Annotated in this window: 23 protein-coding genes; 16 read left to right on the top strand and 7 right to left on the bottom strand. The window is 60.6% G+C overall.

The window, feature by feature from the left end:
* Positions 1-53: 53 nt before the first annotated feature.
* The 4 genes from LOY28_RS23070 (at position 54) to LOY28_RS23055 (ending at position 3456) form a co-directional block, all read left to right on the top strand.
* Positions 54-1148: a serine hydrolase gene (locus LOY28_RS23070; RefSeq protein WP_258612600.1), complete on the top strand. Its 1095-nt coding sequence runs from the start codon at positions 54-56 to the stop codon at positions 1146-1148.
* Positions 1145-1474: a hypothetical protein gene (locus LOY28_RS23065; RefSeq protein ID WP_018926851.1), complete on the top strand. Its 330-nt coding sequence runs from the start codon at positions 1145-1147 to the stop codon at positions 1472-1474. The genes LOY28_RS23070 and LOY28_RS23065 overlap by 4 nt, the downstream gene beginning before the upstream one ends.
* A gap of 232 nt (positions 1475-1706) precedes the next feature.
* Complete coding sequence (locus tag LOY28_RS23060; protein WP_096479639.1) at positions 1707-2297, top strand: YceI family protein; 591 nt, start codon at positions 1707-1709, stop codon at positions 2295-2297.
* 1 nt (position 2298) lies between these two features.
* A complete protein-coding gene (locus LOY28_RS23055; protein ID WP_018926849.1) occupies positions 2299-3456 on the top strand; it encodes a phosphatidylserine/phosphatidylglycerophosphate/cardiolipin synthase family protein in 1158 nt (385 codons plus the stop codon).
* Positions 3457-3519: 63 nt separating this feature from the next.
* Here LOY28_RS23055 and bglX read toward each other — a convergent pair whose 3' ends face one another.
* The gene (bglX, locus tag LOY28_RS23050) at positions 3520-5811 is read right to left on the bottom strand and encodes a beta-glucosidase BglX (protein WP_018926848.1); all 2292 of its coding nucleotides are present in this window, start codon (positions 5809-5811) and stop codon (positions 3520-3522) included.
* 247 nt (positions 5812-6058) lie between these two features.
* Here bglX and LOY28_RS23045 point away from each other — a divergent pair, with 247 nt between their 5' ends.
* From LOY28_RS23045 to LOY28_RS23030, 4 genes are all read left to right on the top strand, one after another.
* Positions 6059-6670 carry a LemA family protein gene (locus tag LOY28_RS23045; RefSeq protein WP_138866209.1) on the top strand — a complete coding sequence of 204 codons (612 nt, stop codon included), beginning with the start codon at positions 6059-6061 and terminating at the stop codon, positions 6668-6670.
* Positions 6671-6713: 43 nt separating this feature from the next.
* On the top strand, positions 6714-7454 hold the full coding sequence (locus LOY28_RS23040) for a YgcG family protein (RefSeq protein ID WP_064619843.1): 741 nt from the start codon (positions 6714-6716) through the stop codon (positions 7452-7454).
* Positions 7455-7502: 48 nt separating this feature from the next.
* Entirely contained in the window at positions 7503-8120 is a 618-nt protein-coding gene (locus tag LOY28_RS23035) for a TPM domain-containing protein (RefSeq protein ID WP_018926845.1), read from the top strand.
* A gap of 273 nt (positions 8121-8393) precedes the next feature.
* The gene (locus LOY28_RS23030; RefSeq protein WP_064619840.1) at positions 8394-9620 is read left to right on the top strand and encodes an SAM-dependent methyltransferase; all 1227 of its coding nucleotides are present in this window, start codon (positions 8394-8396) and stop codon (positions 9618-9620) included.
* Here the strand turns inward: LOY28_RS23030 and LOY28_RS23025 are convergent.
* Complete coding sequence (locus LOY28_RS23025; protein WP_086944807.1) at positions 9610-10524, bottom strand: DMT family transporter; 915 nt, start codon at positions 10522-10524, stop codon at positions 9610-9612. The genes LOY28_RS23030 and LOY28_RS23025 overlap by 11 nt on opposite strands.
* Positions 10525-10887: 363 nt before the next feature.
* Here LOY28_RS23025 and LOY28_RS23020 point away from each other — a divergent pair, with 363 nt between their 5' ends.
* The 3 genes from LOY28_RS23020 (at position 10888) to LOY28_RS23010 (ending at position 12226) form a co-directional block, all read left to right on the top strand.
* Positions 10888-11469: a DJ-1/PfpI family protein gene (locus LOY28_RS23020; protein WP_018926842.1), complete on the top strand. Its 582-nt coding sequence runs from the start codon at positions 10888-10890 to the stop codon at positions 11467-11469.
* 14 nt (positions 11470-11483) lie between these two features.
* Positions 11484-11789, top strand: a complete 306-nt coding sequence (locus LOY28_RS23015) for a ribbon-helix-helix domain-containing protein (RefSeq protein ID WP_019580887.1) — start codon at positions 11484-11486, stop codon at positions 11787-11789.
* Between the two features lie 92 nt (positions 11790-11881).
* On the top strand, positions 11882-12226 hold the full coding sequence (locus LOY28_RS23010; protein WP_019580886.1) for a YegP family protein: 345 nt from the start codon (positions 11882-11884) through the stop codon (positions 12224-12226).
* Between the two features lie 72 nt (positions 12227-12298).
* Here LOY28_RS23010 and LOY28_RS23005 read toward each other — a convergent pair whose 3' ends face one another.
* Both LOY28_RS23005 and LOY28_RS23000 read right to left on the bottom strand, forming a co-directional pair.
* A complete protein-coding gene (locus LOY28_RS23005) occupies positions 12299-13186 on the bottom strand; it encodes a dihydrodipicolinate synthase family protein (protein ID WP_018926839.1) in 888 nt (295 codons plus the stop codon).
* A gap of 29 nt (positions 13187-13215) precedes the next feature.
* Positions 13216-13998, bottom strand: coding sequence for an aldolase (locus tag LOY28_RS23000; protein ID WP_258612599.1), 783 nt, complete (start codon positions 13996-13998; stop codon positions 13216-13218).
* A gap of 109 nt (positions 13999-14107) precedes the next feature.
* On the opposite strand from LOY28_RS23000, the gene LOY28_RS22995 reads away from it, so the two are divergent.
* Positions 14108-14650 (top strand): helix-turn-helix domain-containing protein, encoded by a 543-nt coding sequence (locus tag LOY28_RS22995; protein ID WP_018926837.1) that lies wholly within the window; start codon positions 14108-14110, stop codon positions 14648-14650.
* A 46-nt stretch (positions 14651-14696) separates the two neighbouring features.
* Here the strand turns inward: LOY28_RS22995 and LOY28_RS22990 are convergent, their stop codons facing one another.
* The gene (locus LOY28_RS22990) at positions 14697-15716 is read right to left on the bottom strand and encodes a DUF4917 family protein (RefSeq protein WP_018926836.1); all 1020 of its coding nucleotides are present in this window, start codon (positions 15714-15716) and stop codon (positions 14697-14699) included.
* 156 nt (positions 15717-15872) lie between these two features.
* Here LOY28_RS22990 and yiaY point away from each other — a divergent pair, with 156 nt between their 5' ends.
* Positions 15873-17021 (top strand): L-threonine dehydrogenase, encoded by a 1149-nt coding sequence (gene yiaY, locus LOY28_RS22985; protein ID WP_258612598.1) that lies wholly within the window; start codon positions 15873-15875, stop codon positions 17019-17021.
* Here the strand turns inward: yiaY and LOY28_RS22980 are convergent.
* Positions 17018-18184 (bottom strand): MFS transporter, encoded by a 1167-nt coding sequence (locus LOY28_RS22980; RefSeq protein ID WP_258612597.1) that lies wholly within the window; start codon positions 18182-18184, stop codon positions 17018-17020. The two genes, yiaY and LOY28_RS22980, sit on opposite strands and share 4 nt — an antisense overlap.
* A gap of 18 nt (positions 18185-18202) precedes the next feature.
* Positions 18203-19438 carry an aminotransferase class I/II-fold pyridoxal phosphate-dependent enzyme gene (locus tag LOY28_RS22975; RefSeq protein ID WP_258612596.1) on the bottom strand — a complete coding sequence of 412 codons (1236 nt, stop codon included), beginning with the start codon at positions 19436-19438 and terminating at the stop codon, positions 18203-18205.
* A 240-nt stretch (positions 19439-19678) separates the two neighbouring features.
* Here LOY28_RS22975 and LOY28_RS22970 point away from each other — a divergent pair, with 240 nt between their 5' ends.
* From LOY28_RS22970 to LOY28_RS22960, 3 genes are all read left to right on the top strand, one after another.
* A complete protein-coding gene (locus tag LOY28_RS22970) occupies positions 19679-20587 on the top strand; it encodes a LysR substrate-binding domain-containing protein (RefSeq protein WP_018926832.1) in 909 nt (302 codons plus the stop codon).
* A gap of 126 nt (positions 20588-20713) precedes the next feature.
* Positions 20714-21907, top strand: a complete 1194-nt coding sequence (locus tag LOY28_RS22965; protein ID WP_258612595.1) for a CaiB/BaiF CoA-transferase family protein — start codon at positions 20714-20716, stop codon at positions 21905-21907.
* Positions 21904-22830 carry a hydroxymethylglutaryl-CoA lyase gene (locus LOY28_RS22960; protein ID WP_258612594.1) on the top strand — a complete coding sequence of 309 codons (927 nt, stop codon included), beginning with the start codon at positions 21904-21906 and terminating at the stop codon, positions 22828-22830. The genes LOY28_RS22965 and LOY28_RS22960 overlap by 4 nt, the downstream gene beginning before the upstream one ends.
* The last annotated feature ends 7 nt before the right edge of the window (positions 22831-22837 follow it).

Raw genomic sequence — 22837 nt, 5'->3', positions numbered from 1 at the left:
AACTGTCATCAACCTCGACTAGGCTCAGCAGGTTCATCCTCCGAGCGTCCTCCATGTTCAAAGGCTTGTCGCTGATTTCCATCCTGCTGTTCAGCTTCACGGCCCAGGCCGAAAACTGGCCGGCCGAGCAATGGTTGCCCGGCCCGACAGTCACCGGTCCGGCCGTTCAAGCCCTGGAAAACTACGCTTTCCCACTCCGCAACGACACCACCCGCGAGGGCATCCGCACCGATGCCTTGCTGGTGATCCATGACGGCCAACTCGTCTACGAGCGCTACGCCGACCCGACCCGTGCCGACACCCCGCACCTGACCTGGTCGATCAGCAAAAGCCTGATGGCCACGGTGCTCGGCGTGGCCTATGGCGAAGGTCTGTTCAAATTGCAGGACCCGGCGGTGCAGTTCTATCCAGCGCTGGAAAAACACCCCGCCATGACCATGGCCGACTTGCTGCATTGGGCCTCGGGCCTGGATTGGCAGGAAGACTATGAGTACGCACCGTTGAAGTCCTCGGTGGTAGCGATGCTCTACACCCGAGGTCATCGCGACATGGCTGCGTTTACCGCCGACCATGACGCGTACGCCAGGCCCGGTCAGGCCTTCCGCTACTCCAGCGGCGACAGCAATCTGCTTTCCACCGCGTTGAAAGCCATTGTTGGCCCGGCCCGATATCCGGATTATCCGTGGACCGCATTGTTCGAACCCTTGGGCATTCGCGGCGCGGTTTGGGAAGCGGATGCCACGGGGACATTTGTCGCCTCGTCCTATGCCTACCTCACCGCCCGGGACCTGGCACGGGTTGGCCTGTTGATGGCGCGCGACGGTCGCTGGCGCGAGCGGCAGCTGCTGCCCAAGGCGTGGGTCGACTTCAGCCGTGAGCCGTTCGACCGCTACCGAGCCAACCAGGATGAAGCGGTGCCCGGCGGGCATTGGTGGCTCAATCGAGCGGTGGATGGTGCGGCACAACCCTGGCCCGATGCGCCCGTCGACACCTTCGCCGCGCTGGGCCATTGGGGCCAGGCGATGTACGTGATTCCCAGCGAAAAACTGGTGATCGTCCGCTACGGCGATGATCGCGATGGAAGTTACCGGCATAACGAACTGCTCAAACTCGCGCTCCAGGCGTTTGCCATGAAGGTGCAGCCATGAGCCGTCGCAGTTTCATTCGCCGTCGGCCGTTCAGCACATTGTTGCTGGTGCTGCTGACCGCTTTGCTCGGCTGGGGCTGGCAGGAACGCGTGGCGCTGTGGGCTTTTCCCGACATCATCAGCGCTTACACCGCCAAGGAATACTGCTCGTGCCGGTATGTGATGAACAATCCGGCGGCGTATTGCCAGGGTTATGTGAAGCAGTATTTACCCACCAGCGGTTTCGTCGATGATGCCGCGAGCAAGCGGGTGACGGTCGGCGGATTGGGGCGCAGCAACAGCGCACAGTGGATCGGCGAGCGCCAGGGCTGCCGCCTGCAACCCTGACGTGGTCGTACTCGTTGTGGCGAGGGAGCTTGCTCCCGCTCGGCTGCGAAGCAGTCGTAATGCCAGCGGCGGAGATCTGATTGGAGGAACTCATTGTCTGATTTCGGGAGCGCTTCGCACTCCAGCGGGAGCAAGCTCCCTCGCCACAAAGATTGGGGCGAAGTCACAGAAAGTTTGCAACCTGCCTCAAGCCAGTTAAGGTTCGCTCAGGTTTATCTGCCCCCGAGTTTCTATGTTCAAGCGGTTCATCTACAAAACCCTCGCTTCCCTGCTGCTGGCCGGTGTCACCGTGTCGGCCCAGGCCAATTGGTATCTGGACGGCGAGTCCTCGCGGCTGTCGTTTGTCAGCACCAAAAACGCCAACATCTCCGAAGTGCAGCGCTTTCTGGTGCTGCATGGCAAGGTCGACCCCAAGGGGCTGGCCGAGGTGGAAGTCGAGCTGGAGTCGGTTAATAGTGGCATTCCGCTGCGTGACGAACGCATGCGCAAGGAACTGTTCCAGATCCAGACGTTTCCCGAGGCGCTGATCACCACGCAAATCGATTTGCGGCCAATCAACGACCTGGCGCCCGGTGCGCAACTGGAACTGCGCTTGCCGGTGACCGTCAACCTGCATGGCAAGCAACACCAATACAACGCCGAACTGCTGGCGACCCGTCTCGATGACCGGCGCTTTCAAGTAGTGACCCTCGAGCCTTTGGTGATCAGCGCCGAAGATTTCGACCTGGCCCCAGGCCTGGAAAGCTTGCGCAAGCTCGCCGGTTTGTCGGCCATCAGTCTGTCGGTACCGGTGGGTGCGGTGCTGATTTTCACGGCGCGCTGAAATGCGTGGTGCAATTTTTCCGTGGCGCGAAGGCAATCGCTTCGAACTGCTGATCGACGGCCCGCAGTTTTTCCCGCGCATGCTGGTGGCGATTGCCCGTGCCGAAGAACAAGTCGAACTGGAGCTGTACCTGGTGGAGGCGGGAGCGTGCGCCGAGGCGATGGTTCAGGCGCTGGTCCAGGCGGCCGAGCGTGGCGTGCGGGTACGCTGTCTGTTCGATGACTATGGCAGCCTGGCCTTCACCCTGACTTTGCGTCAGCGCCTGATGGCCGCCGGGGTCGAGTTGCGTTTCTACAATCGCCTGAGCTGGCGACGCTGGGTGGGCAACTTCTATCGCGATCACCGCAAGTTGCTGCTGGTGGATCAATCCCTGGCGGTCGTTGGTGGCACCGGGGTCACCGATGAGTTCTGGTCGCCGGGCGAAGACACCTGCGAATGGCACGAAGTGATGGTGGAAATCACCGGTCCCCTGGTCATCGACTGGCAATTGCTGTTCGACCGCCAATGGATCGCCAACCGCTATCGGCGTGCCTGGAAACCGGTTTCACACTTCGGTCTACCGCGCCTGCCGCGAGTGCCGGTGATGGGCGAGGGCATGGGCCGGGTCGCTTATGCCGACGCCCGCCAGCACCGGGACATTCTGCAATCGCTGATTCGCGCGCTGAACAGCGGCAAGCAGCGAATCTGGCTGGCCACGCCCTATTTCCTGCCAACCTGGAAAGTCCGCCGCTCGCTGCGCCGGGCGGCGAATCGCGGCGTCGATGTGCGTCTGCTGCTGACCGGGCCGCGTACTGATCACCCGTCGGTGCGCTACGCCGGGCATCGCTACTACCCGCGACTGCTCAGGGCCGGGGTGAAGATCTTCGAGTACCAGCCGTGTTTCCTGCACCTGAAAATGGTGTTGATCGACGATTGGGTGAGCATCGGCTCATGTAATTTCGATCACTGGAATCTGCGCTTCAATCTGGAGGCCAACCTCGAAGCTCTGGACCCTGGGCTGACCCGAGCGGTGGCGGCGAGTTTCGAGAATGACTTTGCCTTGAGCCAGGAAGTCAGTCTCGAGGCGTGGAAGCGCCGACCGTTGTGGCGGCGGGTCAAGCAAAGGGTTTGGGGATGGGTGGATCGGGTGGTGGTGAATCTGCTGGATCGGCGGGGCTGAACACTTTTTCAGATCGTTCCCACGCAGAGCGTGGGAACGATCATCTTTTGCTTTCAGGCGGGGTTACAGCAACTCAAAGCTCTGCTGCGTCACGTCCTGGGAATCCAGGCCGATCTCCACGTTGAACTTGCCCGGTTCCGCAGCGTACTTGAGCTGGGCGTTGTAGAACTTCAGGTCATCCTCGGTGATGGTGAAGTGCACGACTTTCTGTTCGCCGGCCTTGAGCAGCACTTTCTGGAAGTTCTTCAGTTCCTTGACCGGGCGGATCATCGAGCCGGTCACGTCCTGGATGTACAACTGCACCACGGTTTCGCCGTCACGCTTGCCGGTGTTCTTCACCACGACGCTGGCGTCGAGCTTGCCGGTCTTGTTCAGCGTGGTCGACGACAATGCCATGTCGGTCAGGCTGAACTGGGTGTAGCTCAGGCCGAAGCCGAACGGGAACAGTGGCCCGGTGGTGTCTTCGAAATACTGCGAGGTGTAGTTGCCCGGTTTGCCGGGAGTGAACGGCCGGCCAATGCTCAGGTGGTTGTAGTAGGTCGGAATCTGACCCACCGAGCGCGGAACGGTGATCGGCAGCTTGCCCGACGGGTTGTAGTCGCCGAACAGTACGTCAGCGATAGCGTTACCGCCTTCGGTGCCGCTGAACCAGGTTTCCAGAATCGCGTCAGCCTGCTCTTTCTCTTCGAGAATCGACAGCGGACGACCGTTCATCAACACCAGCACCAGTGGTTTGCCGGTGGCTTTCAACGCCCTGATCAGCTCGCGCTGGTTACCCGGGATGTTCAGGTCGGTGCGGCTCGACGATTCGTGGGACATGCCACGGGATTCGCCAACCGCAGCCACTACCACATCAGCATCCTTGGCGGCTTTTACCGCTTCGTCGATCAACACATTGGCCGGGCGCGGATCGTCCACTACTTCCGGGGCATCGAAGTTGAGGAAGTTCAGGTAATCGAGGATTTTCTTGTCGTCGGTGATGTTCGCGCCACGGGCGTAGATCAGCGTCGACTGCGCGCCGAGGGCATTTGTCATGCCGTCGAACAGGGTGACCGATTGCGCAGGTTTACCGGCGGCAGCCCAACTGCCCATCATGTCGATCGGTGCTTTCGCCAAAGGGCCGACCAGGGCGATTTTCGCGGTTTTCTTCAGGGGCAGGGTATCGCCCTGGTTCTTCAGCAACACCAGGCTGCGGCGCGCGACATCACGGGCCTCGGCGCGGTGCAGGCGGCTTTCGGCGTAGGTGTCGGCCGGGTCATCCTCGGCCTTGCCGATGCGCAGGTACGGGTCTTTGAACAGACCCATGTCGTACTTGGCGGCGAGCACTTCGCGCACGGCGTTGTCGATGTCTTTCTGTTCGATCTCGCCGGATTTGAGCAGCCCCGGCAGCTCTTTGCCGTAGAGCGTGTCGTTCATGCTCATGTCGATGCCAGCCTTGATTGCCAGCTTCGCCGCTTCACGACCGTCGCGGGCGACACCGTGTTTGATCAGCTCGAAAATCGCCCCGTGGTCGCTGACTGCCAGGCCCTTGAAGCCCCATTCCTTGCGCAGCAGGTCGTTCATCAGCCAGGTGTTGGCGGTGGCCGGTACGCCGTTGATCGAGTTCAGCGCAACCATCACCCCGCCGGCACCGGCGTCGATGGCGGCGCGGTAGGGCGGCAGGTAATCCTGGTACATCTTGACCGGGCTCATGTCGACGACGTTGTAGTCGCGACCGCCCTCGACCGCGCCGTACAAGGCAAAATGCTTGACGCTGGCCATGATGCTGTCGGCCGCGTTCGCACCGCTGCCCTGCAAGGCTTTGACCATCACGCCGGCGATCCGCGAAACCAGGTAGGTGTCTTCGCCGAAGCCTTCGGAGGTGCGGCCCCAGCGTGGGTCGCGGGAGATATCGACCATCGGCGCGAAAGTGATGTCGAGGCTGTCCGCCGCGGCTTCCTGGGCGGCGATGCGCCCGGACCGGCCAATGGCGTCCATGTCCCAGCTCGAGGCCAGGGCCAGGGGAATCGGGAAAATCGTGCGGTGGCCGTGGATCACGTCATAGGCGAAGAACATCGGGATCTTCAACCGGCTGCGCATGGCCGCGTCCTGCATCGGACGGTTTTCGGCGCGGGTGATCGAGTTGAAGGTGCCACCGATATTACCGGCCGCGATTTCCTTGCGGATCAGCTCCCGAGGCATTTCCGGGCCGATGCTGATCAGGCGCAACTGGCCGATTTTTTCATCGAGGGTCATTTGTTTCATCAGGTGGCTGATGAAGGCGTCCTTGTTCTCTATCGGTGCGGGCGTCGTGGCGGCCAATACAGTATGACTGGCCAGGCTGACGAACAGACCCAGCAAACACAGCTTCTTCATGAATGTTCTTCTCAAAAGGCCCAAGCGGCAGTGAATACGCGCCGGTCAGCCAAAATTTTGGGAGCGACTATTGTTGTTTGGGTGTTGCTTAGAAAAATGCAGCACACTTCTTACTGTTTTTTCGCTGGGCATCTTTTAGCCCATTGGCTCGATGCAATCCAGTAGCGGCGCAGATTATGCCCCAAGAGCCGGGTTCGAAGTTCGCCGGTTGTTTCATCAACGCAATGTGCAAGGGAGCATCAACCAGATGAATGTACGACACCCCTATCGGTCGAGCCTGCAGGTTGCAGCCTTGATGTTGCTGACCGCTCTGCTGGCCGGTTGCGGCATCAACACGATCCCGACCCTCGACGAACAGGCCAAGGCCGCGTGGGGCCAGGTGCAGAACCAGTACCAGCGCCGCGCCGACTTGATCCCCAATCTGGTGGAAACCGTCAAGGGTTATGCCCGGCATGAGGAAGAAACCCTGACCGCAGTGGTTGAAGCCCGGGCCAAGGCGACGTCGATCCAGGTGGATGCGAGCACGCTGGACAATCCGGAAAAACTCAAACAGTTCCAGCAGGCGCAGGATCAGCTGACCGGCGCGCTGAGTCGGTTGATGGTGGTGTCCGAGCGTTATCCTGACCTCAAGGCCAACCAGAACTTCCTGGCGCTGCAATCGCAACTTGAAGGCACCGAGAACCGCATCGCCGTGGCGCGTCGCGACTTCATCCTCGCGGTGCAGAAGTACAATACCGAGCTTCGTACCTTCCCCGGTCGCTTGTGGCACACCGTGTTGTACAGCGACTTGCCGATCCGCGAAACTTTCGAGGCCACCAGCCCCGGTGCCGAAAAAGCGCCTGAAGTGAAGTTCCAGTAGGCGCCGGACCGGGTTTGAAGTGCCACCAAGGAAGAGGTTGCCAATGCGCGTGATGAAAGTGGGCCTGATGCTGTTGTTCTGGGTCTTTGCCCTGACGGCCCAGGCCGGGTTGAAGTTTCCGGAACTGACCGGACGGGTGGTGGACAACGCCCAAATGATCGAGCCAGCGGTGCGCGAGCAGCTGGTTCAGCAGCTTAATGCCCACGAGAAGTCCACCGGCGAGCAGTTGGTGGTGGTCACGTTGCCGGACCTGCAGGGCGCCGACATCGCGGATTTCGGTTATCAACTGGGACGCTACTGGGGCATTGGCCAGAAGGACAAGAACAACGGCGCGCTGCTGATTGTCGCGCGTGCCGAGCGAAAATTGCGGATCGAAGTCGGTTATGGCCTGGAAGATCGCCTGACCGATGCGCAGAGTTCGGTGATCATCAATCAGGTGATCACGCCGGCGTTCAAGGCCGGCAATTTCAGCAAGGGCATCAGCGATGGCGTTTCGGCGATGCTGGTGGTGCTGGGGGGCAATCCGCTGAACGAGCCGTCGACGGTGTATGAGCCGCGTGGCAATCAGGAGAGCGATTTCGTTGCGCGGCATCCGGGAATATTCGTGTTCCTGGTGCTGCTGTTTATCCTGACGATTTTCGTCGGCCAGATGTTCGGTATTCTGCCAAGTGGAGGGGGTAGAGGTCGGGGTGGTTTCGGTGGCGGAGGTTTTGGCGGCGGTGGCGGGGGCTTCAGTGGCGGCGGGGGCAGTTTCGGCGGCGGTGGTTCGTCGGGCGGCTGGTGATGACACGGCGGGAAACACAACAACAATAGCGAGCAGGCATTCATAAACATGGCATTACTGACTGAACACGAACAACGCAAAGTCGCCGAGGCGATTGCCCGGGTCGAGCGCGACACCGACGCCGAACTGGTGACAGTGCTCGCGGCCCGCGCCGACGACTATGCGTATATCCCGCTGCTCTGGGCCAGCCTGTTGGCGCTGGTGGTGCCGGGTATCGTGCATTACCTGACCGGTTGGCTGACCATGCACAGTCTGTTGCTGGTGCAATGGGTCAGCTTCATCGTGTTGTGCCTGGTGTTCCGGATTCCGAAAGTCACCACGCGCCTGATCCCGCGCTCGGTCCGTCACTGGCGTGCGTCGAACCTGGCGCGTCGGCAGTTCCTGGAGCAGAACCTGCACCACACCGTGGGCGGCACCGGCATGCTGATTTTTGTCTCCGAGGCCGAGCGTTACGTGGAAATTCTGGTGGATGAAGGGATTTCCAAACGGCTGGACAACAAGAATTGGGACGCGATTGTGGCGACGTTTACCCAGCAGGTGAAGCAGGGGCAGACGTTGCAGGGGTTTGTGACGTGCATCGAGGCGTGCGGCGAGTTGCTCAAGGTGCACGTGCCGGTGACCCAGGTGCGCAATGAATTGCCGAATCGGTTGGTGGTGTTGAGCTGAATCAAAAAATCGTCCGAACGCGGCCCGAGCTTTCGGCAGCTTTTGTGGCGAGGGAGCTTGCTCCCGCTGGGCTGCGAAGCGGCCCCAAAACCGGCAAACACACGCTGTCAGACACACCTCGTTGTCTGCTTTGCGACTGCTGCGCAGCCGAGCGGGAGCAAGCTCCCTCGCCACAGAATCTTTGCCGTTTGGCAAATAACAGTGTTCCTGAACCGCATCCCCCCTAAAATACCCGCCATTCCCCGATTCGCACCGCCCGAGGCCGTTTTTTCCATGTCTGTCACCGCCACTCCCGCCAGCCTCGCGCCGGATCACCACGCCCAGTTCATCGACCTGCTGCAAACCAGCCTGGACGCCAATGCCTTCATCAAACTGGTGCTGGCCAAGTACGTTGGTGGCGAAGCGGACTTGCAGCGGTTGATCATCAAGCAGCTGACGGTCAAGGATCAGCCGTGCCTGTCCTTCGTCTACCGCTACAAGACCCGCGACATCACCAAGAACCTGCCGATTGCCGAAGGTGTGGCGACCATTGCCGCGCTGTTGCCGGCATCGTTCAAAAATGCGCATTTACTGTCACTGACCGACGAAGCCCAGCTCGAATACAGCAAAAAGGGCAAATCTTCGCTGTTCAAGAGCAAACCTCAGCAATTGCGTGAAGTGCCGTCCGCCGAGCACAACCGCGAGAAGAACCGCTTCCTCGACCTGAACCGGCCGTTCCTCAAAGACCTCGGCGTGACCAACGCCCAGCATGAGCTGATCCCGGCGATGTCGCGCAAGTGGAAGCAGATCAACAAGTTCATCGAAGTCTTCAGCCATGCGCTGACCTCCTCGCCGCTGGCGCTGGACAAACCGGTGCGAGTGGCGGATTTCGGCTCGGGCAAGGGTTACCTGACGTTCGCGATCCATGACTACCTGCGCAACACCCTGAAAGCCGAGGGCGAGGTGACCGGTGTCGAGCTGCGTGAAGACATGGTCAAGCTGTGCAACAGCGCGGCGGCGAAGCTGGAACATCCGGGGCTGGTGTTCAAATGCGGTGACGTGCGCAGCGTGGCGCCGAGCGAGCTGGACGTGATGATCGCGTTGCATGCCTGCGACATCGCCACCGACTATGCGATTCACACCGGCATCCGTTCCGGCGCTGCGATCATCATGTGCTCGCCGTGCTGCCACAAGCAGATACGCCTGCAGATCCAGAGCCCGGCATTGCTCAAGCCGATGCTGCAATACGGCTTGCACCTGGGCCAGCAGGCGGAAATGGTCACCGACAGTTTACGTGCGTTGTTTCTGGAAGCCTGCGGCTACGAGACCAAGGTGTTCGAGTTCATCTCACTGGACCACACCAACAAGAACAAGATGATTCTGGCGGTCAAACGCGCCGAGCCGGTGGACCCGGCTCAGCTGTTGGTGAAGATTCAGGAGCTGAAGGATTTCTACCACATCAGCGAACATTGCCTGGAAACCCTGCTGCGGGCTGACGGGTTCCTGGTCGCTAAGGCTTGAGCTGAACCCCCGCCGGTAACGTGCCCGGTTGCGCCGGGCGCACTGCGGTCTTGCGCCCGAGCATCACCGTCACGATCACCCCGGCCGCAAACAGCCAGGTAATCGGCTCGACGTGCTCACCGAAGAACAACGCCGAAAACGCGATGGTGAAGAAGATCTGCAGCAACTGGATCTGACTGACCCGGGCGATGCCGCCCATGGCCAGCCCGGCGTACCAGGCAAAGAAGCCGATGAACTGCGAAAACAGCGAGACATAACCGAAGGCCCACCAGGTCCTGGCCGAAATCTCGCCCTGATGTTGCAGCGCCAGGTACAACACCGGCCCAATCAGCAACGGCGTCGACAGCACCAACGCCCAGCAGATCACCTGCCAGCCGCCCATCTCCCTGGCCAACCGGCCGCCTTCGGCATAGCCCAACCCACCCACGGCAATCGCCCCGAGCATCAGCAAGTCACCGGCCTGAATACTGCCGGCGCCGCTGATCAGCGCATAACCGAGCACCAGCGCACTGCCCAGCGCGGCGCAGGCCCAGAAGGCTTTCGACGGACGCTCATGGGACAGCCACGCGGCATACAGCGCCACGCACAGCGGTTGCAAACCGTTGACCAGTGCGCCGTGGGAGGCGGGCAGTGTCTGCATGGCCCAGGCCGACAGCACCGGGAAGCCGAGGATGACCCCGGCGATCACCAGTGTCAGGCCTTTGACCTGTTTCCAGGTGGGCCACTTTTCCCGGCGCCACAGCAATAAAAGCGCTGCCGGAATCGCCGCGAACAGCGCCCGGCCGAGGCCGTTGAGCAGCGGATGGAGTTCTTGCACGACGATTCGTGTGAAGGGCAGGGTCAGGCTGAAGATAACGACGCCGAGCAGGCCGAGGGCCATGCCGGTGTTTTCGCGCGAGGACATGATGGCAACCAGAATCGAGGGTGGCGGGAAGAGCCTTCATCTAGCCATAAACCCGAGGCTTTCCGCTGTTACAGCTGGGTGCAGAGTTATCCGTACAGTTAAGCGCGGTCCCTGTGGCGAGGGAGCTTGTCGGATCGCCGCACCGTCCCGTTCGGCTGCGCAGCAGTCGCAAAACCAGAGACCATCGATTGATTGACGAAGCCGGTAGGGCCGCTTCGCGCCCCAGCGGGAGCAAGCTCCCTCGCCACAAAAAGCCAATCCAGTTCATATCGTCCGTAGTAGTCGGTTATTACCCGACCCGCCGGATAAGGACTACCTTGAATACTCCTGCAGGCCCACGCATTTTCCAGAGGAGTCCTCCCCATGGCTGCTAAAAAAATCCTGATGCTGGTTGGCGATTACGTCGAAGACTACGAAGTGATGGTGCCCTTCCAGGCGCTGCTGATGGTCGGCCACACGGTGCATGCCGTTTGCCCGGACAAAACCGCCGGCCAGACTGTGCGCACGGCGATTCATGACTTCGAAGGCGACCAGACCTACAGCGAAAAACCCGGTCATCTGTTTGCCCTGAACTTTGATTTCACCAAGGTCGATGCGGCGGACTACGACGCGCTGCTGATCCCGGGCGGTCGTGCGCCGGAGTACCTGCGCCTGAACGAAAAAGTCCTGGCGCTGGTGCAAGCGTTCGACAAGGCTGGCAAACCGATCGCGGCCGTGTGTCACGGCGCGCAATTGCTGGCCGCTGCCGGCATTCTTGAAGGTCGCGAGTGCAGCGCCTACCCGGCCTGTGCCCCGGAAGTGCGCCTGGCTGGCGGCACGTACATCGATATCCCGGTGACGGAAGGCCACGTTCAAGGCAATCTGGCCACAGCCCCGGCCTGGCCGGCGCACCCGAGCTGGCTGGCCGGTTTTCTCGGGTTGCTGGGCACCAAAATCACGCTGTAACGAGGGACCTGCCCATGTGCGAGCTCTACGTCAAGGCCGATCCGATTCTCTACGAATCGCGCTCCCGCTCGCTGCGCATCTGCGGGGTGGTGACCACCCTGCGGCTGGAGAACCAGTTCTGGGACATCCTCAGCGAAATCGCCGAGGTCGACGGCATGACCACCAATCAGTTGATCGCCAAACTGTATGAAGAGGTGATGGACTACCGCGGCGAGGTGGTGAATTTCGCCTCGTTCTTGCGGGTCAGTTGCATGCGCTATTTGAGCCAGCGCCGGGTGCAGGCACCTGAGTTGTCGGTGGTGCGGACGGTGGTGAAGTAGGGCGGTTTTGTTTGGACCTTACCGGCGACAGAAAACCTGGCTTGGTCTTTACTCTGAAGCGCGAAACCTCTCAATCGCCAAGGAGAACAAGCATGTCTGGATGGTACGAAGTGAGCAAAACCAGCAATGGTCAGTTCAAGTTTGTGTTGAAAGCGGCCAACGCCGAAACCATTCTGGTCAGTGAGCTGTACACCACGCGCGGTGCGGTCGATAGCGGAATCGCCTCGGTTCAGGCCAATAGCCCGCTGGACGAACGCTACGAGAAAAAAGCCACCAAGGATGGCCATCCTTACTTCAACCTCAAGGCCGCCAACCATCAAATCATCGGCAGCAGCGAGTCTTATTCATCCGATGCCGCGAGGGAAAAAGGCATCGCCAGCGTCAAGGCCAACGGCCCGACCACGGTGATCAAGGACAAGACCTTGCCGGTGTTCTAAACACACCGCATACCCACTGCGGGAGCGAGCCTGACGGCTCTCTCCCGCAGTGGTTTTGTGTGTTCCCGACGATCAGCGCAACGCGTTCAACAAACCCTGCAACTGACTGCGGCCAGTCTCGCCGAGTGCAAACACCGGCAACCGCGGGTCGCCCGCTTCCAGCCCGACCAGGCGCAAACCAGCCTTGATGGTCGCCGGCAGACCGCCCTTGAGGATGAAGTCCAACAACGGCAACTGGCGATAGAACAGTTCGCGAGCCTTGCTCAGATCATTGGCCAATACCGCTTCGTACAAGTCGAGATTGAGCTGCGGGATCAGGTTCGGCGCCGCTGTGCACCAGCCTTTGGCGCCGGCCGCGAACGCTTCCAGTGCCAAGGGATTGCAGCCGTTATAGAACGGCACCCGGCCTTCGCCCAGCAGTTGCAGTTTGTGCATGCGCTGAATATCGCCGGTGCTTTCCTTGACCATAGTGACGTTGTCGACCGCGTTGAAAATCCGCAGGATCAACTCCACCGACATGTCGGTGCCGCTGGTGGCCGGGTTGTTGTAGAGCATGATCGGCACGCCGATGCTCTCGCCGATGGCGCGGTAGTGGGCGAGGATTTCCGCCTCGCTGAGTTTCCAGTACGACGCCGGCAGCACCATCACCACATCGGCGCCGTGGGCCTCGGCGAAACGCGCGCGGCGCACGGCTTTGGCGGTGGTCAGGTCGGACACGCTGACGATGGTCGGGACGCGTTTGGCGACGTGGCGGATGCTGAATTCGCTGACTTGATCCCATTCCGCGTCGCTCAGGTAAGCGCCTTCGCCGGTGCTGCCCAATGGGGCGATGGCGTGGACACCGCTGTCGATCAGGCGGTCGATGGAACGCCCGAGCGCGTCGAGATCAACGCCTTCGCCCTGGGCGGTGAACGGGGTGATGGTGTAGCCGATGATGCCGTGAATGTTTACGGTCGACATGGCGTCTCTCCTTTCAAGAATGAGTGGGGTCAGTGCAGGCAATCGGCGTGTTGGCGCAGGTTCTGCCGGGCGTAGTAGTTGAATGCGGCAGCGTGGCGCTTGGGCTTGGATATCCAGTCGTGGGCTTCACGGCCCAGCTCGGGAAGAATCGGTTTGATTGCACCGGCGGCCATGGCCAGCAACTGCAACTTCGCTGCGCGTTCGATCAGTTGCGCAATGACACAGGCCTCTTCGATGGTCGCGCCGGTGGACAACTGGCCATGGTGGGAAAGCAGGATCGCCCGCTTGTCGCCCAAGGCCCCGGCAATCAGTTCGCCTTCTTCATTGCCCACGGGCACCCCCGGCCAGCCTTCGAGAAACGCGCAGTCGTCGTAGAGCGGGCAGAGGTCCATGTGGGAAATCTTCAGCGGTACTTCCAGCATCGACAGCGCCGCGACGTGAGTCGGGTGCGTGTGAATGATGCAGTTCACGTCCGGTCGGGCGCGGTACACCCAGCTATGGAAGCGGTTGGCCGGGTTGGGCATGCCGTGGCCTTCAAGCACTTCCAGGTCTTCGTTGACCAGCAACAGATTGCCTGAAGTGATCTCGTCGAAACCCAGGCCCAGTTGCTGGGTGTAATAGGTGCCCGGTTGCGGGCCGCGAGCGGTGATTTGCCCGGCCAGGCCGGAGTCGTGGCCGTTTTCGAACAGAATGCGGCAGGTCAGGGCCAGCTTTTGCCGGTCGGTCCACGTATTATCCGCCAGGGTGTTTTGCATCTGTGTCAGCGCTTGCTTGACCAGTTGCTCTTTGGGTAGTGCTAATGTCTTGGCCATATCGGTGTCCTTTGGGTGGGGCATGCAAATGACACTAAAGAGGCTATATGACACTTTGTGTCATTGGCAAGGATAAATCGTTGCCTCCTTGATGGGTTAATCGCTCTACATGTCTATCCGTTTGAAATTATTGAGAAAAAAACTTGGCGTGACGCTGGAGGCCCTGGCCGAAAAATCCGGCATGACCAAGAGCTATCTGTCGAAAGTCGAGCGCGGGTTGAATACCCCGTCGATCGCCGCCGCGCTGAAACTGGCCAGGGCGCTGAACGTGAAGGTCGAGGAATTGTTTTCCGAAGACAACGTCAGCCTCGACAGCTACAGCCTGGTGCGCAACGACGAACGCCAGTCCCTGGCCGCCAACGACCAGAGCCCGGGTTATGCGGTGTTGGCCCATCAGATCAGTGAGCGCAGCCTGTTGCCGTTCATCATTTACCCGCCGAGCGAGTTCACCGACAAAACCTTCAAGGAACACCTGGGGGAAGAGTTTCTGTTCGTCCATGAAGGGCAGGTGGAAGTGGACTTCATGAACGAGCGGGTGCTGCTCAATCGTGGGGATGCGCTGCACTTCAACGCGCAGAAACCGCATCGCCTCAGGTCAGTGGGCGAGGTGCAGGCGCAGTTGTTGGTGGTGGTGCATAGCAGCGAGGAATGAGGTTATCGGGCTTTTGTGGCGAGGGGGCAAGCCCCCTCGCCACAGGTCAGACCTCGACCGGCACGGTCAGCTTAGGGTTACCGAGCGCATGCGTCTTCGAATCAAAAAAACGCAACGCCACACCCGTCCCCTCGAACACCTTCGCGTAATGCCGCTTCTGATGCTGGATGAACGCCTTGCTGCGCGGGTAAATCGAGATCGCTACCACCTTCGGCTTTGCCTGGCGCAACGCATGAGCGATGTGACTGTCCTGCTCGCCAAGGGCATGCCCGAAGATGCACAACCCGTCACCGTGGCCGAGTAACTGGTCGTAGCAGAACGACAGGTAATCCGAACTGCGAATCGTCTTGAGTTTGTCTTGCGCCGGGCCTTCGTTGACGAACAGCGGCACGTCGTCGAGGGTCTTGATCGTATTGTTGATCGCGAAATTACCGAGCAACGTTCCCTCGGTCGACATCAACTTGCGCGCGGTGCCGTCCTGATTGCGCACCAGATGCAGGCCGCCGTGCAGGTACAGCAAACGTGGTTTGTCGGTGGCGCTGGCGCTCAGATCGAAGCCGGGTTCGGCACCCTGGAACAGGTCGGTCACGACGTCCGGCCGATGCTGGATCGCCCAATAGCTGAGCAAGTCGTAGTTGGTGGTGAACACCGTCCGATAGCTGCCCAGTTCCTGATTGATCGTCGCCAGCGTCGAAGGCTTCACCAGCCGCCACGGGATATGCACCGCGTGCACGGTGTTGATCAGCGCTTCCTTGATCGCGTAGTAGCGATTGCGCGGTGCCGCAGAGCTGACGGCCAGGGCCTTGTTGACCCGGCTGGTGGTCTTCAGCGCCCCAAGCACTTGTTCAAAACTGCGCGTCTGCATCGCGTCGAACACGCTCAGCTCGGACTGGCTCAGCGGTTTTTCTTCGACGGTGCGGGCATTTTCGAACAGCGAGTCGTAGCCGAAGTCGTCCCACACGGCGCGGCTGGCGCCGTTACCCACCAGCAGGCCGCCGAATGAGGCGGTGGTGCGCAAGGCGTTCCAGTCTTCAAGTTGGGCATCGACATCCTGGAAATCGGTCATTGCGTTTGTCGTCTCGAAGCAAAAGGTCTGATGGACGGCGACTTTATCACGCCCGGGCGTTGAGCCAGATCAACATACCGCGTGACTGATCGGTCGACCCTGTGCGCACCCGCCGAATCGGCATTGCCGATTCGGTTTCAGCCAGGAGACTCGCGCATGAGCAGTACGTTTTTCATCCCCGCCGTGAACATCATGGGCACCGGTTGCCTCGACGAAGCCATGGACGCCATTGGCAAGTATGGTTTTCGCAAGGCGCTGATAGTCACTGACGCCGGGCTGGCCAAGGCTGGCGTGGCATCGAGGATTGCCGAGAAACTGGCGTTGCAGGACATCGACTCGGTGATTTTCGACGGCGCCAAGCCGAATCCGAGCATCGCCAACGTCGAGCACGGCCTGGGCCTGCTCAAGGAAAGTCGCTGTGATTTCGTGGTGTCTCTGGGCGGCGGTTCGCCTCACGACTGCGCCAAGGGTATCGCCTTGTGCGCTACAAACGGTGGGACGATCCGTGACTACGAAGGTGTCGATCAGTCGGCCAAACCCCAGCTACCGTTGATCGCGATCAACACCACCGCCGGCACTGCCAGCGAGATGACCCGTTTTTGCATCATCACGGATGAATCGCGCCACGTAAAAATGGCCATCGTCGACCGCAACGTTACGCCGCTGCTGTCAGTCAACGACCCAGAACTGATGGTCGCCATGCCCAGGGGCCTGACCGCCGCCACCGGCATGGACGCATTGACCCATGCCGTCGAAGCCTACGTCTCCACGGCAGCCAACCCGATTACCGATGCCTGTGCGCTGAAAGCCATCACATTGATCAGCGACAACCTGCGCCAGGCGGTGCGGGACGGCAGTGACATGATCGCGCGGGAAAACATGGCCTACGCGCAATTTATGGCGGGCATGGCGTTCAACAATGCGTCCCTTGGTTACGTTCACGCGATGGCCCACCAGTTAGGCGGGTTCTACGACTTGCCCCATGGTGTGTGCAACGCGGTGCTGCTACCTCACGTGCAGAGCTTCAACGCGCTGGTTTGCGCCCCTCGCCTGACCGACGTTGCCCACGCGATGGGGGCTGACATTCGCGGGCTCAGTCCGGAAGAGGGCGCGCAGGCGGCGATCGCGGCGATCCGCAGCCTGGCCAGGGATGTGGACATTCCCGCCGGTTTGCGTGAGCTCGGTGCCAGGCTCAATGACATCCCGGTCCTTGCCAGCAATGCCCTGAAAGACGCCTGTGGACTGACCAACCCACGGGCGGCGGATCAGCGGCAGATCGAGGAGATTTTCCGCAGCGCGTTCTAAGCGGTTCGACGGCCGGGCGCGAGCGCTACGCAAAGCAACGCGCCCAAGGCCAGCAAGGTGCATAACAGCGACAAAGGCCATGCCTGCTGGCTGGCTATCAGGCTGGCGATACCGCCGATAACGGCGGCCATCAGTTGATGAATGAAACCGCTCAACGCCATCGCATAAGCACCGCCGACCGGGGAACCGTGGTTGGCCAGGGACAAGCTGATTGGGTAAATCAGCGATTGGCCGAATACTGCAAAACAATAGGGCAACCAGAACAGCAGCGCGATAGACGTGCCTGCGAGGCTACCCAGCAACATGACTGCGCTGCCGGCCAGTATCAGCCCGACGCCCGCCGTCATCAGCCATTGCTGACCGGTATGCAGTACGAAGCGATTGACCGCCACGGCCCCGAGAAAGTACGCCGCGCTGATGGGCCAGCCCAACAAGCCGTATTCCACTGCCGACCACTTGAAGGCGCCTTGCAGAATCAGCGGTGCAGCGGTGTTGAACGCGACAATCACCCCATACCCCAAGCCACCGGCGAGGGCCGGTAACAGGAAGGCCCGATGCCGCAGAATGTGCCCGTAGCTCGTCCAGGCGGATGATGGTGTGTTCTCTTCTGCCAGCATCGGGAACGTGACCCGCACCACCACCAGCGCCATCAACAGGCTCACACCACCCAATAAGTAGAAAATCGCTGACCAGCCCAGTGTCACCTGGATGATCGACCCCAGGTATTGACCGATACCCAGCGCCACCACAAAGGAAATCGATATCCAGGACAACGCCTTGGCCAGCAGATCGCCGCGAAAACTGTCGCGGATCAGCACCCGGGCCATGACTGAAATCCCGCTGGCGCCAATCCCCTGAATCAGGCGAAAAACCAGGAACGATTCAAGTGTCTGGCCCAGAGGCAGGGCCAGGTTGCCCAGCCCATAGAGGCCGAGCGCCGCGAGCAATACCGGCTTGCGGCCAATGCGTTGGCCCAGGCTGCCCCAGAACAGCATCGGCAGCGCCATGCCGATCAGATACACCGCCAATCCCCATGAAACCTGTGAGGCATCTGCGGACAGATCCCGGGCAATATCCGGCAGCGCCGACAGATAAATGCTCATGCCCAATTGGGCGAGAAAAACCGTACAGCAGGTGATCAGGAGGGTGGTGCTGCTCTTCATTTAATCTTCCCTGTTTTTTCAGCCGCCGATGTCCCGGCCGTGAGCACGTAAAAGCTCGGTGATGAGTCCACAGAAATGGCGGATCAGCGTTGTCCCCATGTCGGCGCGCAGGGTGATTCTGATGGCTGCCTTGCCTTGTGCAACCACCGGGAAAAAGACTGCCGAGGTGAAGAATCCGTGATTGGCCAGTTCAATGGCGATGTGGTTGGCCAGCGATGCCTCACCGCAATTGACCAGTCGAATCGCCATGTTGCTGTTGTGTTGTGCGGTTCGTATGAGGCTGTCAAAGAGGCGGATATTAACCTGAAGCTTTTCCTGCAGCTCGGCGAATTCCAGGGTGTGGTGTAGCTGGATGGATGCCCGGCCCGCGCCAATGGCTGCACTGTTCAGGCTTTGCGACCAGTTGCTGGGGCCGCCGTAACGCGCAATGAGCTTCTTCTGCCGTTCACTGCCCAGCATCACCAGACCGCCGCTGGCGCCGAACGACTTGGCCAGCGAGGCGACGATGAGGCAGTCATCATCCAGGGTATGCAGCCTGGGACGCACAAGACCGGCGCCGAATGTTCCTACAGAGGAAAGCGCGTGGGAGTCGTCCAGATAGAGAAACAGCCCATAGCGGTCCTTCAGATACAAAAGGCTGTCCATGTCCGCAACCCCGCCCATGCGGTAGGCGCCGTCGGCGACATACGCGACCCTGGTGTGCTGTTGACACAGCGTCTCGAGGAAGTCCATGTCGTTATGCGGGCACGTCACGACCTTCGTTTCATCGGCACAGGCGGCTTTGAGGTGGCTCATCGAGTAATGCGCCAACCGGTCGAAAGCCATCACCGGAGGGCTATTTTCCGTGAATACGCCGCTGGCCAGCAGTGGCAGGATCCCGGCACTCGCCGCGCTGCACGACAGAGTGCTCAGGCAACTGGCGCCGAACAACTCGGACAGTTCGGTTTCGTATTGGTCCAGAATCGCCAGCTTGCAGCGGTTCCTGGAATTGGCGATGCGAAGTGTGCCGGTTTCCCACAGCGTGGTCATGGCGCCGTCGAGAATATCGGGATGGTGATCCAGCCCCAGGTATGACGTCGTACAGAAATCATGAAACGCTCTCCCGTACTGATCCAGCATGCGGTTGGCACTTTTTATCTCAACGTTGAGCCCCGCGATTTTTCCGGTTTCGGCGGCCTCCCAATCATGGTCAGCCAATGAAACGAGTTTGCGGTAGTTGGTGAAGGTGTGCGCCGTGTACGGTATCTGGCTCATGTGTAAGTGACATTCCTTGAATGAATCTATCCGTGGGTTTGTTGCAGTTTGTGTGTGTTGCCAGACTTTACAGAGAGTCCCGATGGGCTTTGAATCGGCTGTTTCCGGTAGTACTGAGAGTTGTAAGAGAATTAGTTGTAGGGCGATGCCCTGGGGTGCTGTGGGTAATTGGATGGCGGGCACGAATCGAATCCGGGCTATCCTGCCGACTCAGTCGAACCGAAATCATCGAGCCCTGCCATGCTGCAAAAAAGCCTGATCCGCCGTCTCGACCTGATCACTCTCCAGCTGTTTGTGGCCGTTCACGAAGAGGGCACCTTGACCCGTGCCGCCGCCCGCGAAGCGATCGCGGTGTCGGCGGCCAGCAAGCGGTTGATGGAGCTGGAGGAGGCGCTGGGCATCAGCCTGTTCGTACGCCAGGCCAAGGGCATGACGCTGACACCGGCCGGTGAAACCCTGCTGCACCATGCCCGGCAGATGCTGTTCAACGTCGAGAAAATGGGCCTCGAACTGGGCGAACACAGCCACGGTGTGCGCGGTTATGTGCGGATGCTCGCCAACCTGTCGGCGATCATTCAATTCCTGCCCGAAGACCTGCGGGACTTTTCCGCGCGCCATCCGCAGGTCAAGACCGACCTCGAAGAGCGCCCCAGCAGCGGGGTGATTCAAGGCGTGCTCGATGGCGTGGCGGACCTCGGGATCTGCTCCAGCGACAGCGACGTCAAGGGGCTGCACAGCGTTGTATATCGCCAGGACAAACTGGTCGTCCTGATGCCGGCCGATCATCCGCTGGCGAGTCGTTCGGCCTTGGCTTTTGCCGACACGCTGGACAGCGATTACGTCGGTCTGCATTCGGCCAGTTCCATCAACATGCGTACCCATGCGGCCGCGCGCAAGGCCGGCAAGGTGCTGAGGTTGCGGATCCATGTGCCGGGGTTCGACGCCATGTGCCGGATGGTCCAGGCCAACATGGGCATCGGCATCCTGCCGCTAAAGGCCTACGAACTGTTTGGCCGGGCGCTGGGGTTGCACGCGGTGCCGCTGACGGATGACTGGTCGGATCGTGCGTTGATTCTGGTGGTGCGCGATGAAGTGGCGCTGTCGCCGGTGAGCCGGATGTTGTTTGAGCATTTGCGCGGCCAGACCTGACAGTTCTCGATTGCATGGACGGGCATTCGCGTTTCGCGAACGGTCGTTGCCAACAGAAGGTTGGATTCCATGCCACTCGGTCCTCTAGCCTTGGCGCATATTCCAAGAACAAGAGGTACCCCCGCGATGACTGCCCCCTTGAGTGCAATCAAAGTGATCGAGATCGGCACGCTGATCGCCGCGCCGTTTGCCGCGCGCATGCTGGCCGAGTTCGGCGCCGAAGTGATCAAGATCGAAGCCATGGGCCAGGGCGATCCCCTGCGTAAATGGCGCAAGCTGCACGAGGGCACTTCGTTGTGGTGGTACCTGCAATCGCGAAACAAGAAGTCCCTGGCGCTGAATCTGAAATCCTTTGAAGGCATCGAACTGGTCAAGCAACTGGCGAGCGACGCCGATGTGCTGATCGAAAACCTGCGCCCCGGCGCCCTGGAGAAACTCGGCCTGGGCTGGGACGTGTTGCATGCCCTCAATCCCAGCCTGACACTGGTGCGCATTTCCGGTTACGGCCAGACCGGCCCGTACCGTGATCGTCCGGGTTTCGGGGCGATCGGCGAGGCGATGGGCGGGATTCGCTATACCACCGGTACTCCCGGTTCGCCGCCGGCCCGAGTGGGGGTGAGTCTGGGGGATTCCCTGGCTTCGCTGCACGCGGTCATCGGTGCCTTGATGTCGCTGCTGCGGGTCAAGACCGGGCAGGGCGGCGGGCAAGTGGTTGATGTGTCGTTGGCCGAAAGCGTGTTCAACGTCATGGAAAGCCTGGTGCCGGAATACGACATGCTCGGTCATGTGCGTGAGCGCAGCGGCGGGGCGTTGCCGGGTATTGCGCCGTCCAATACCTACCTGACTGCCGACGGTGCCTACGTGGTGATCGCCGGCAACAGCGACCCGATCTACAAGCGTCTGATGACGGTGATTGGCCGGGCCGACCTGGCCGAAGCGCCGGAGTTTGCGCATAACGATGGCCGCGCCGCCAAAAGTAATGTGCTCGACGCAGCCATTACTCACTGGACCAGCAGCCTGCCCATCGATGAGGTGTTGGCGGCTCTGGAAGCTGCCGAAGTCCCGGCCGGGCGCATCTATTCGGTGGCCGACATCGTTGCCGATCCTCACTATCAAGCGCGGGGCATGCTGCTCAACGCCGAACTGCCGGGTGGTGCCTCGGTGAAGATGCCGGGCATCGTTCCGAAACTGTCAGAGACCCCCGGTGGCGTGAACTGGTCGGGGCCGAGTCTGGGTCAGCACACCGACGGCATCCTCGCGGGGCTGGGCCTGACTGACCAGGACATCGAACGGTTGAAAGCTGAAGGGGTGGTGCAATGATCACTGATTATTCCCAGACGCTGATCGTTCAGGAGGTTTCCCCGCGTGACGGCTTGCAGATCGAGCCTACCTGGGTCGAAACCGCCGACAAGATTGCGTTGATCGATCAGTTGTCGCTGGCGGGTTTCAGCCGCATCGAAGCCGGTTCGTTCGTGTCGCCCAAGGCGATTCCGGCGCTGCGCGATGGCGAGCCAGTGTTCAAGGGCATCGCCCGACAGCCGGGCGTGATCTATGTCGCGTTGATCCCTAACCTCAAAGGCGCACAACGAGCACTGGACTCGGGGGCTGACGAGCTGAACCTGGTGATGTCCGCCAGCCAGACCCATAACCTGGCAAACATGCGGATGCGTTGCGAGGCGTCATTGGCCGCGTTTGGCGAGATCGTCGAGTTCGTTCGCAGCACGCCGGTGCGGCTCAACGGCAGCATCGCCACGACCTTCGGATGCCCGTTTGAAGGCACGATCGATGAGGATCGCGTGCTGCAGATTGTCGAGGCTTATCAGGAGCTCGGCATTACGGGCATTACCCTGGCCGACACCACCGGCATGGCCAATCCACGTCAGGTCGACCGCTTGGTGCGACGGGTGTTGCATCGGGTTTCACCGGCTGATCTGACCCTGCATTTCCACAACACGCGCGGCCTCGGTCTGTGCAACGTATTGGCAGCTTACGAGGCCGGAGCCCGGCGCTTTGACGCAGCCCTCGGTGGTCTTGGCGGTTGCCCGTTTGCACCGGGTGCCTCGGGCAATATCTGCACCGAAGATTTGGTCAACCTGTGCGATGAAGTCGGGATTCACACCGGCATCGACTTGCCGTTGTTGCTGCGATTGTCGCGAGGCTTACCCGCATTGCTGGGCCATGAAGTGCCCGGGCAGCTCGCCAAGGCCGGACGTAACTGCGACCTGCACCCGACACCGTCCTGAACCCACC

Origin of the sequence: Pseudomonas sp. B21-017, assembly GCF_024749245.1 — a bacterium.
Classification (GTDB): Bacteria; Pseudomonadota; Gammaproteobacteria; order Pseudomonadales; family Pseudomonadaceae; genus Aquipseudomonas.
This window is presented reverse-complemented; position numbering and strand designations above follow the sequence as displayed.

Bases quoted from the DNA above. Each gene is read 5' to 3' on its own strand.
- LOY28_RS23070 (WP_258612600.1), top strand. From the start codon at position 54: ATGTTCAAAGGCTTGTCGCTGATTTCCATCCTGCTGTTCAGCTTCACG.
- LOY28_RS23065 (WP_018926851.1), top strand. From the start codon at position 1,145: ATGAGCCGTCGCAGTTTCATTCGCCGTCGGCCGTTCAGCACATTGTTG.
- LOY28_RS23060 (WP_096479639.1), top strand. From the start codon at position 1,707: ATGTTCAAGCGGTTCATCTACAAAACCCTCGCTTCCCTGCTGCTGGCC.
- LOY28_RS23055 (WP_018926849.1), top strand. From the start codon at position 2,299: ATGCGTGGTGCAATTTTTCCGTGGCGCGAAGGCAATCGCTTCGAACTG.
- bglX (WP_018926848.1), bottom strand. From the start codon at position 5,811: ATGAAGAAGCTGTGTTTGCTGGGTCTGTTCGTCAGCCTGGCCAGTCAT.
- LOY28_RS23045 (WP_138866209.1), top strand. From the start codon at position 6,059: ATGAATGTACGACACCCCTATCGGTCGAGCCTGCAGGTTGCAGCCTTG.
- LOY28_RS23040 (WP_064619843.1), top strand. From the start codon at position 6,714: ATGCGCGTGATGAAAGTGGGCCTGATGCTGTTGTTCTGGGTCTTTGCC.
- LOY28_RS23035 (WP_018926845.1), top strand. From the start codon at position 7,503: ATGGCATTACTGACTGAACACGAACAACGCAAAGTCGCCGAGGCGATT.
- LOY28_RS23030 (WP_064619840.1), top strand. From the start codon at position 8,394: ATGTCTGTCACCGCCACTCCCGCCAGCCTCGCGCCGGATCACCACGCC.
- LOY28_RS23025 (WP_086944807.1), bottom strand. From the start codon at position 10,524: ATGTCCTCGCGCGAAAACACCGGCATGGCCCTCGGCCTGCTCGGCGTC.
- LOY28_RS23020 (WP_018926842.1), top strand. From the start codon at position 10,888: ATGGCTGCTAAAAAAATCCTGATGCTGGTTGGCGATTACGTCGAAGAC.
- LOY28_RS23015 (WP_019580887.1), top strand. From the start codon at position 11,484: ATGTGCGAGCTCTACGTCAAGGCCGATCCGATTCTCTACGAATCGCGC.
- LOY28_RS23010 (WP_019580886.1), top strand. From the start codon at position 11,882: ATGTCTGGATGGTACGAAGTGAGCAAAACCAGCAATGGTCAGTTCAAG.
- LOY28_RS23005 (WP_018926839.1), bottom strand. From the start codon at position 13,186: ATGTCGACCGTAAACATTCACGGCATCATCGGCTACACCATCACCCCG.
- LOY28_RS23000 (WP_258612599.1), bottom strand. From the start codon at position 13,998: ATGGCCAAGACATTAGCACTACCCAAAGAGCAACTGGTCAAGCAAGCG.
- LOY28_RS22995 (WP_018926837.1), top strand. From the start codon at position 14,108: ATGTCTATCCGTTTGAAATTATTGAGAAAAAAACTTGGCGTGACGCTG.
- LOY28_RS22990 (WP_018926836.1), bottom strand. From the start codon at position 15,716: ATGACCGATTTCCAGGATGTCGATGCCCAACTTGAAGACTGGAACGCC.
- yiaY (WP_258612598.1), top strand. From the start codon at position 15,873: ATGAGCAGTACGTTTTTCATCCCCGCCGTGAACATCATGGGCACCGGT.
- LOY28_RS22980 (WP_258612597.1), bottom strand. From the start codon at position 18,184: ATGAAGAGCAGCACCACCCTCCTGATCACCTGCTGTACGGTTTTTCTC.
- LOY28_RS22975 (WP_258612596.1), bottom strand. From the start codon at position 19,438: ATGAGCCAGATACCGTACACGGCGCACACCTTCACCAACTACCGCAAA.
- LOY28_RS22970 (WP_018926832.1), top strand. From the start codon at position 19,679: ATGCTGCAAAAAAGCCTGATCCGCCGTCTCGACCTGATCACTCTCCAG.
- LOY28_RS22965 (WP_258612595.1), top strand. From the start codon at position 20,714: ATGACTGCCCCCTTGAGTGCAATCAAAGTGATCGAGATCGGCACGCTG.
- LOY28_RS22960 (WP_258612594.1), top strand. From the start codon at position 21,904: ATGATCACTGATTATTCCCAGACGCTGATCGTTCAGGAGGTTTCCCCG.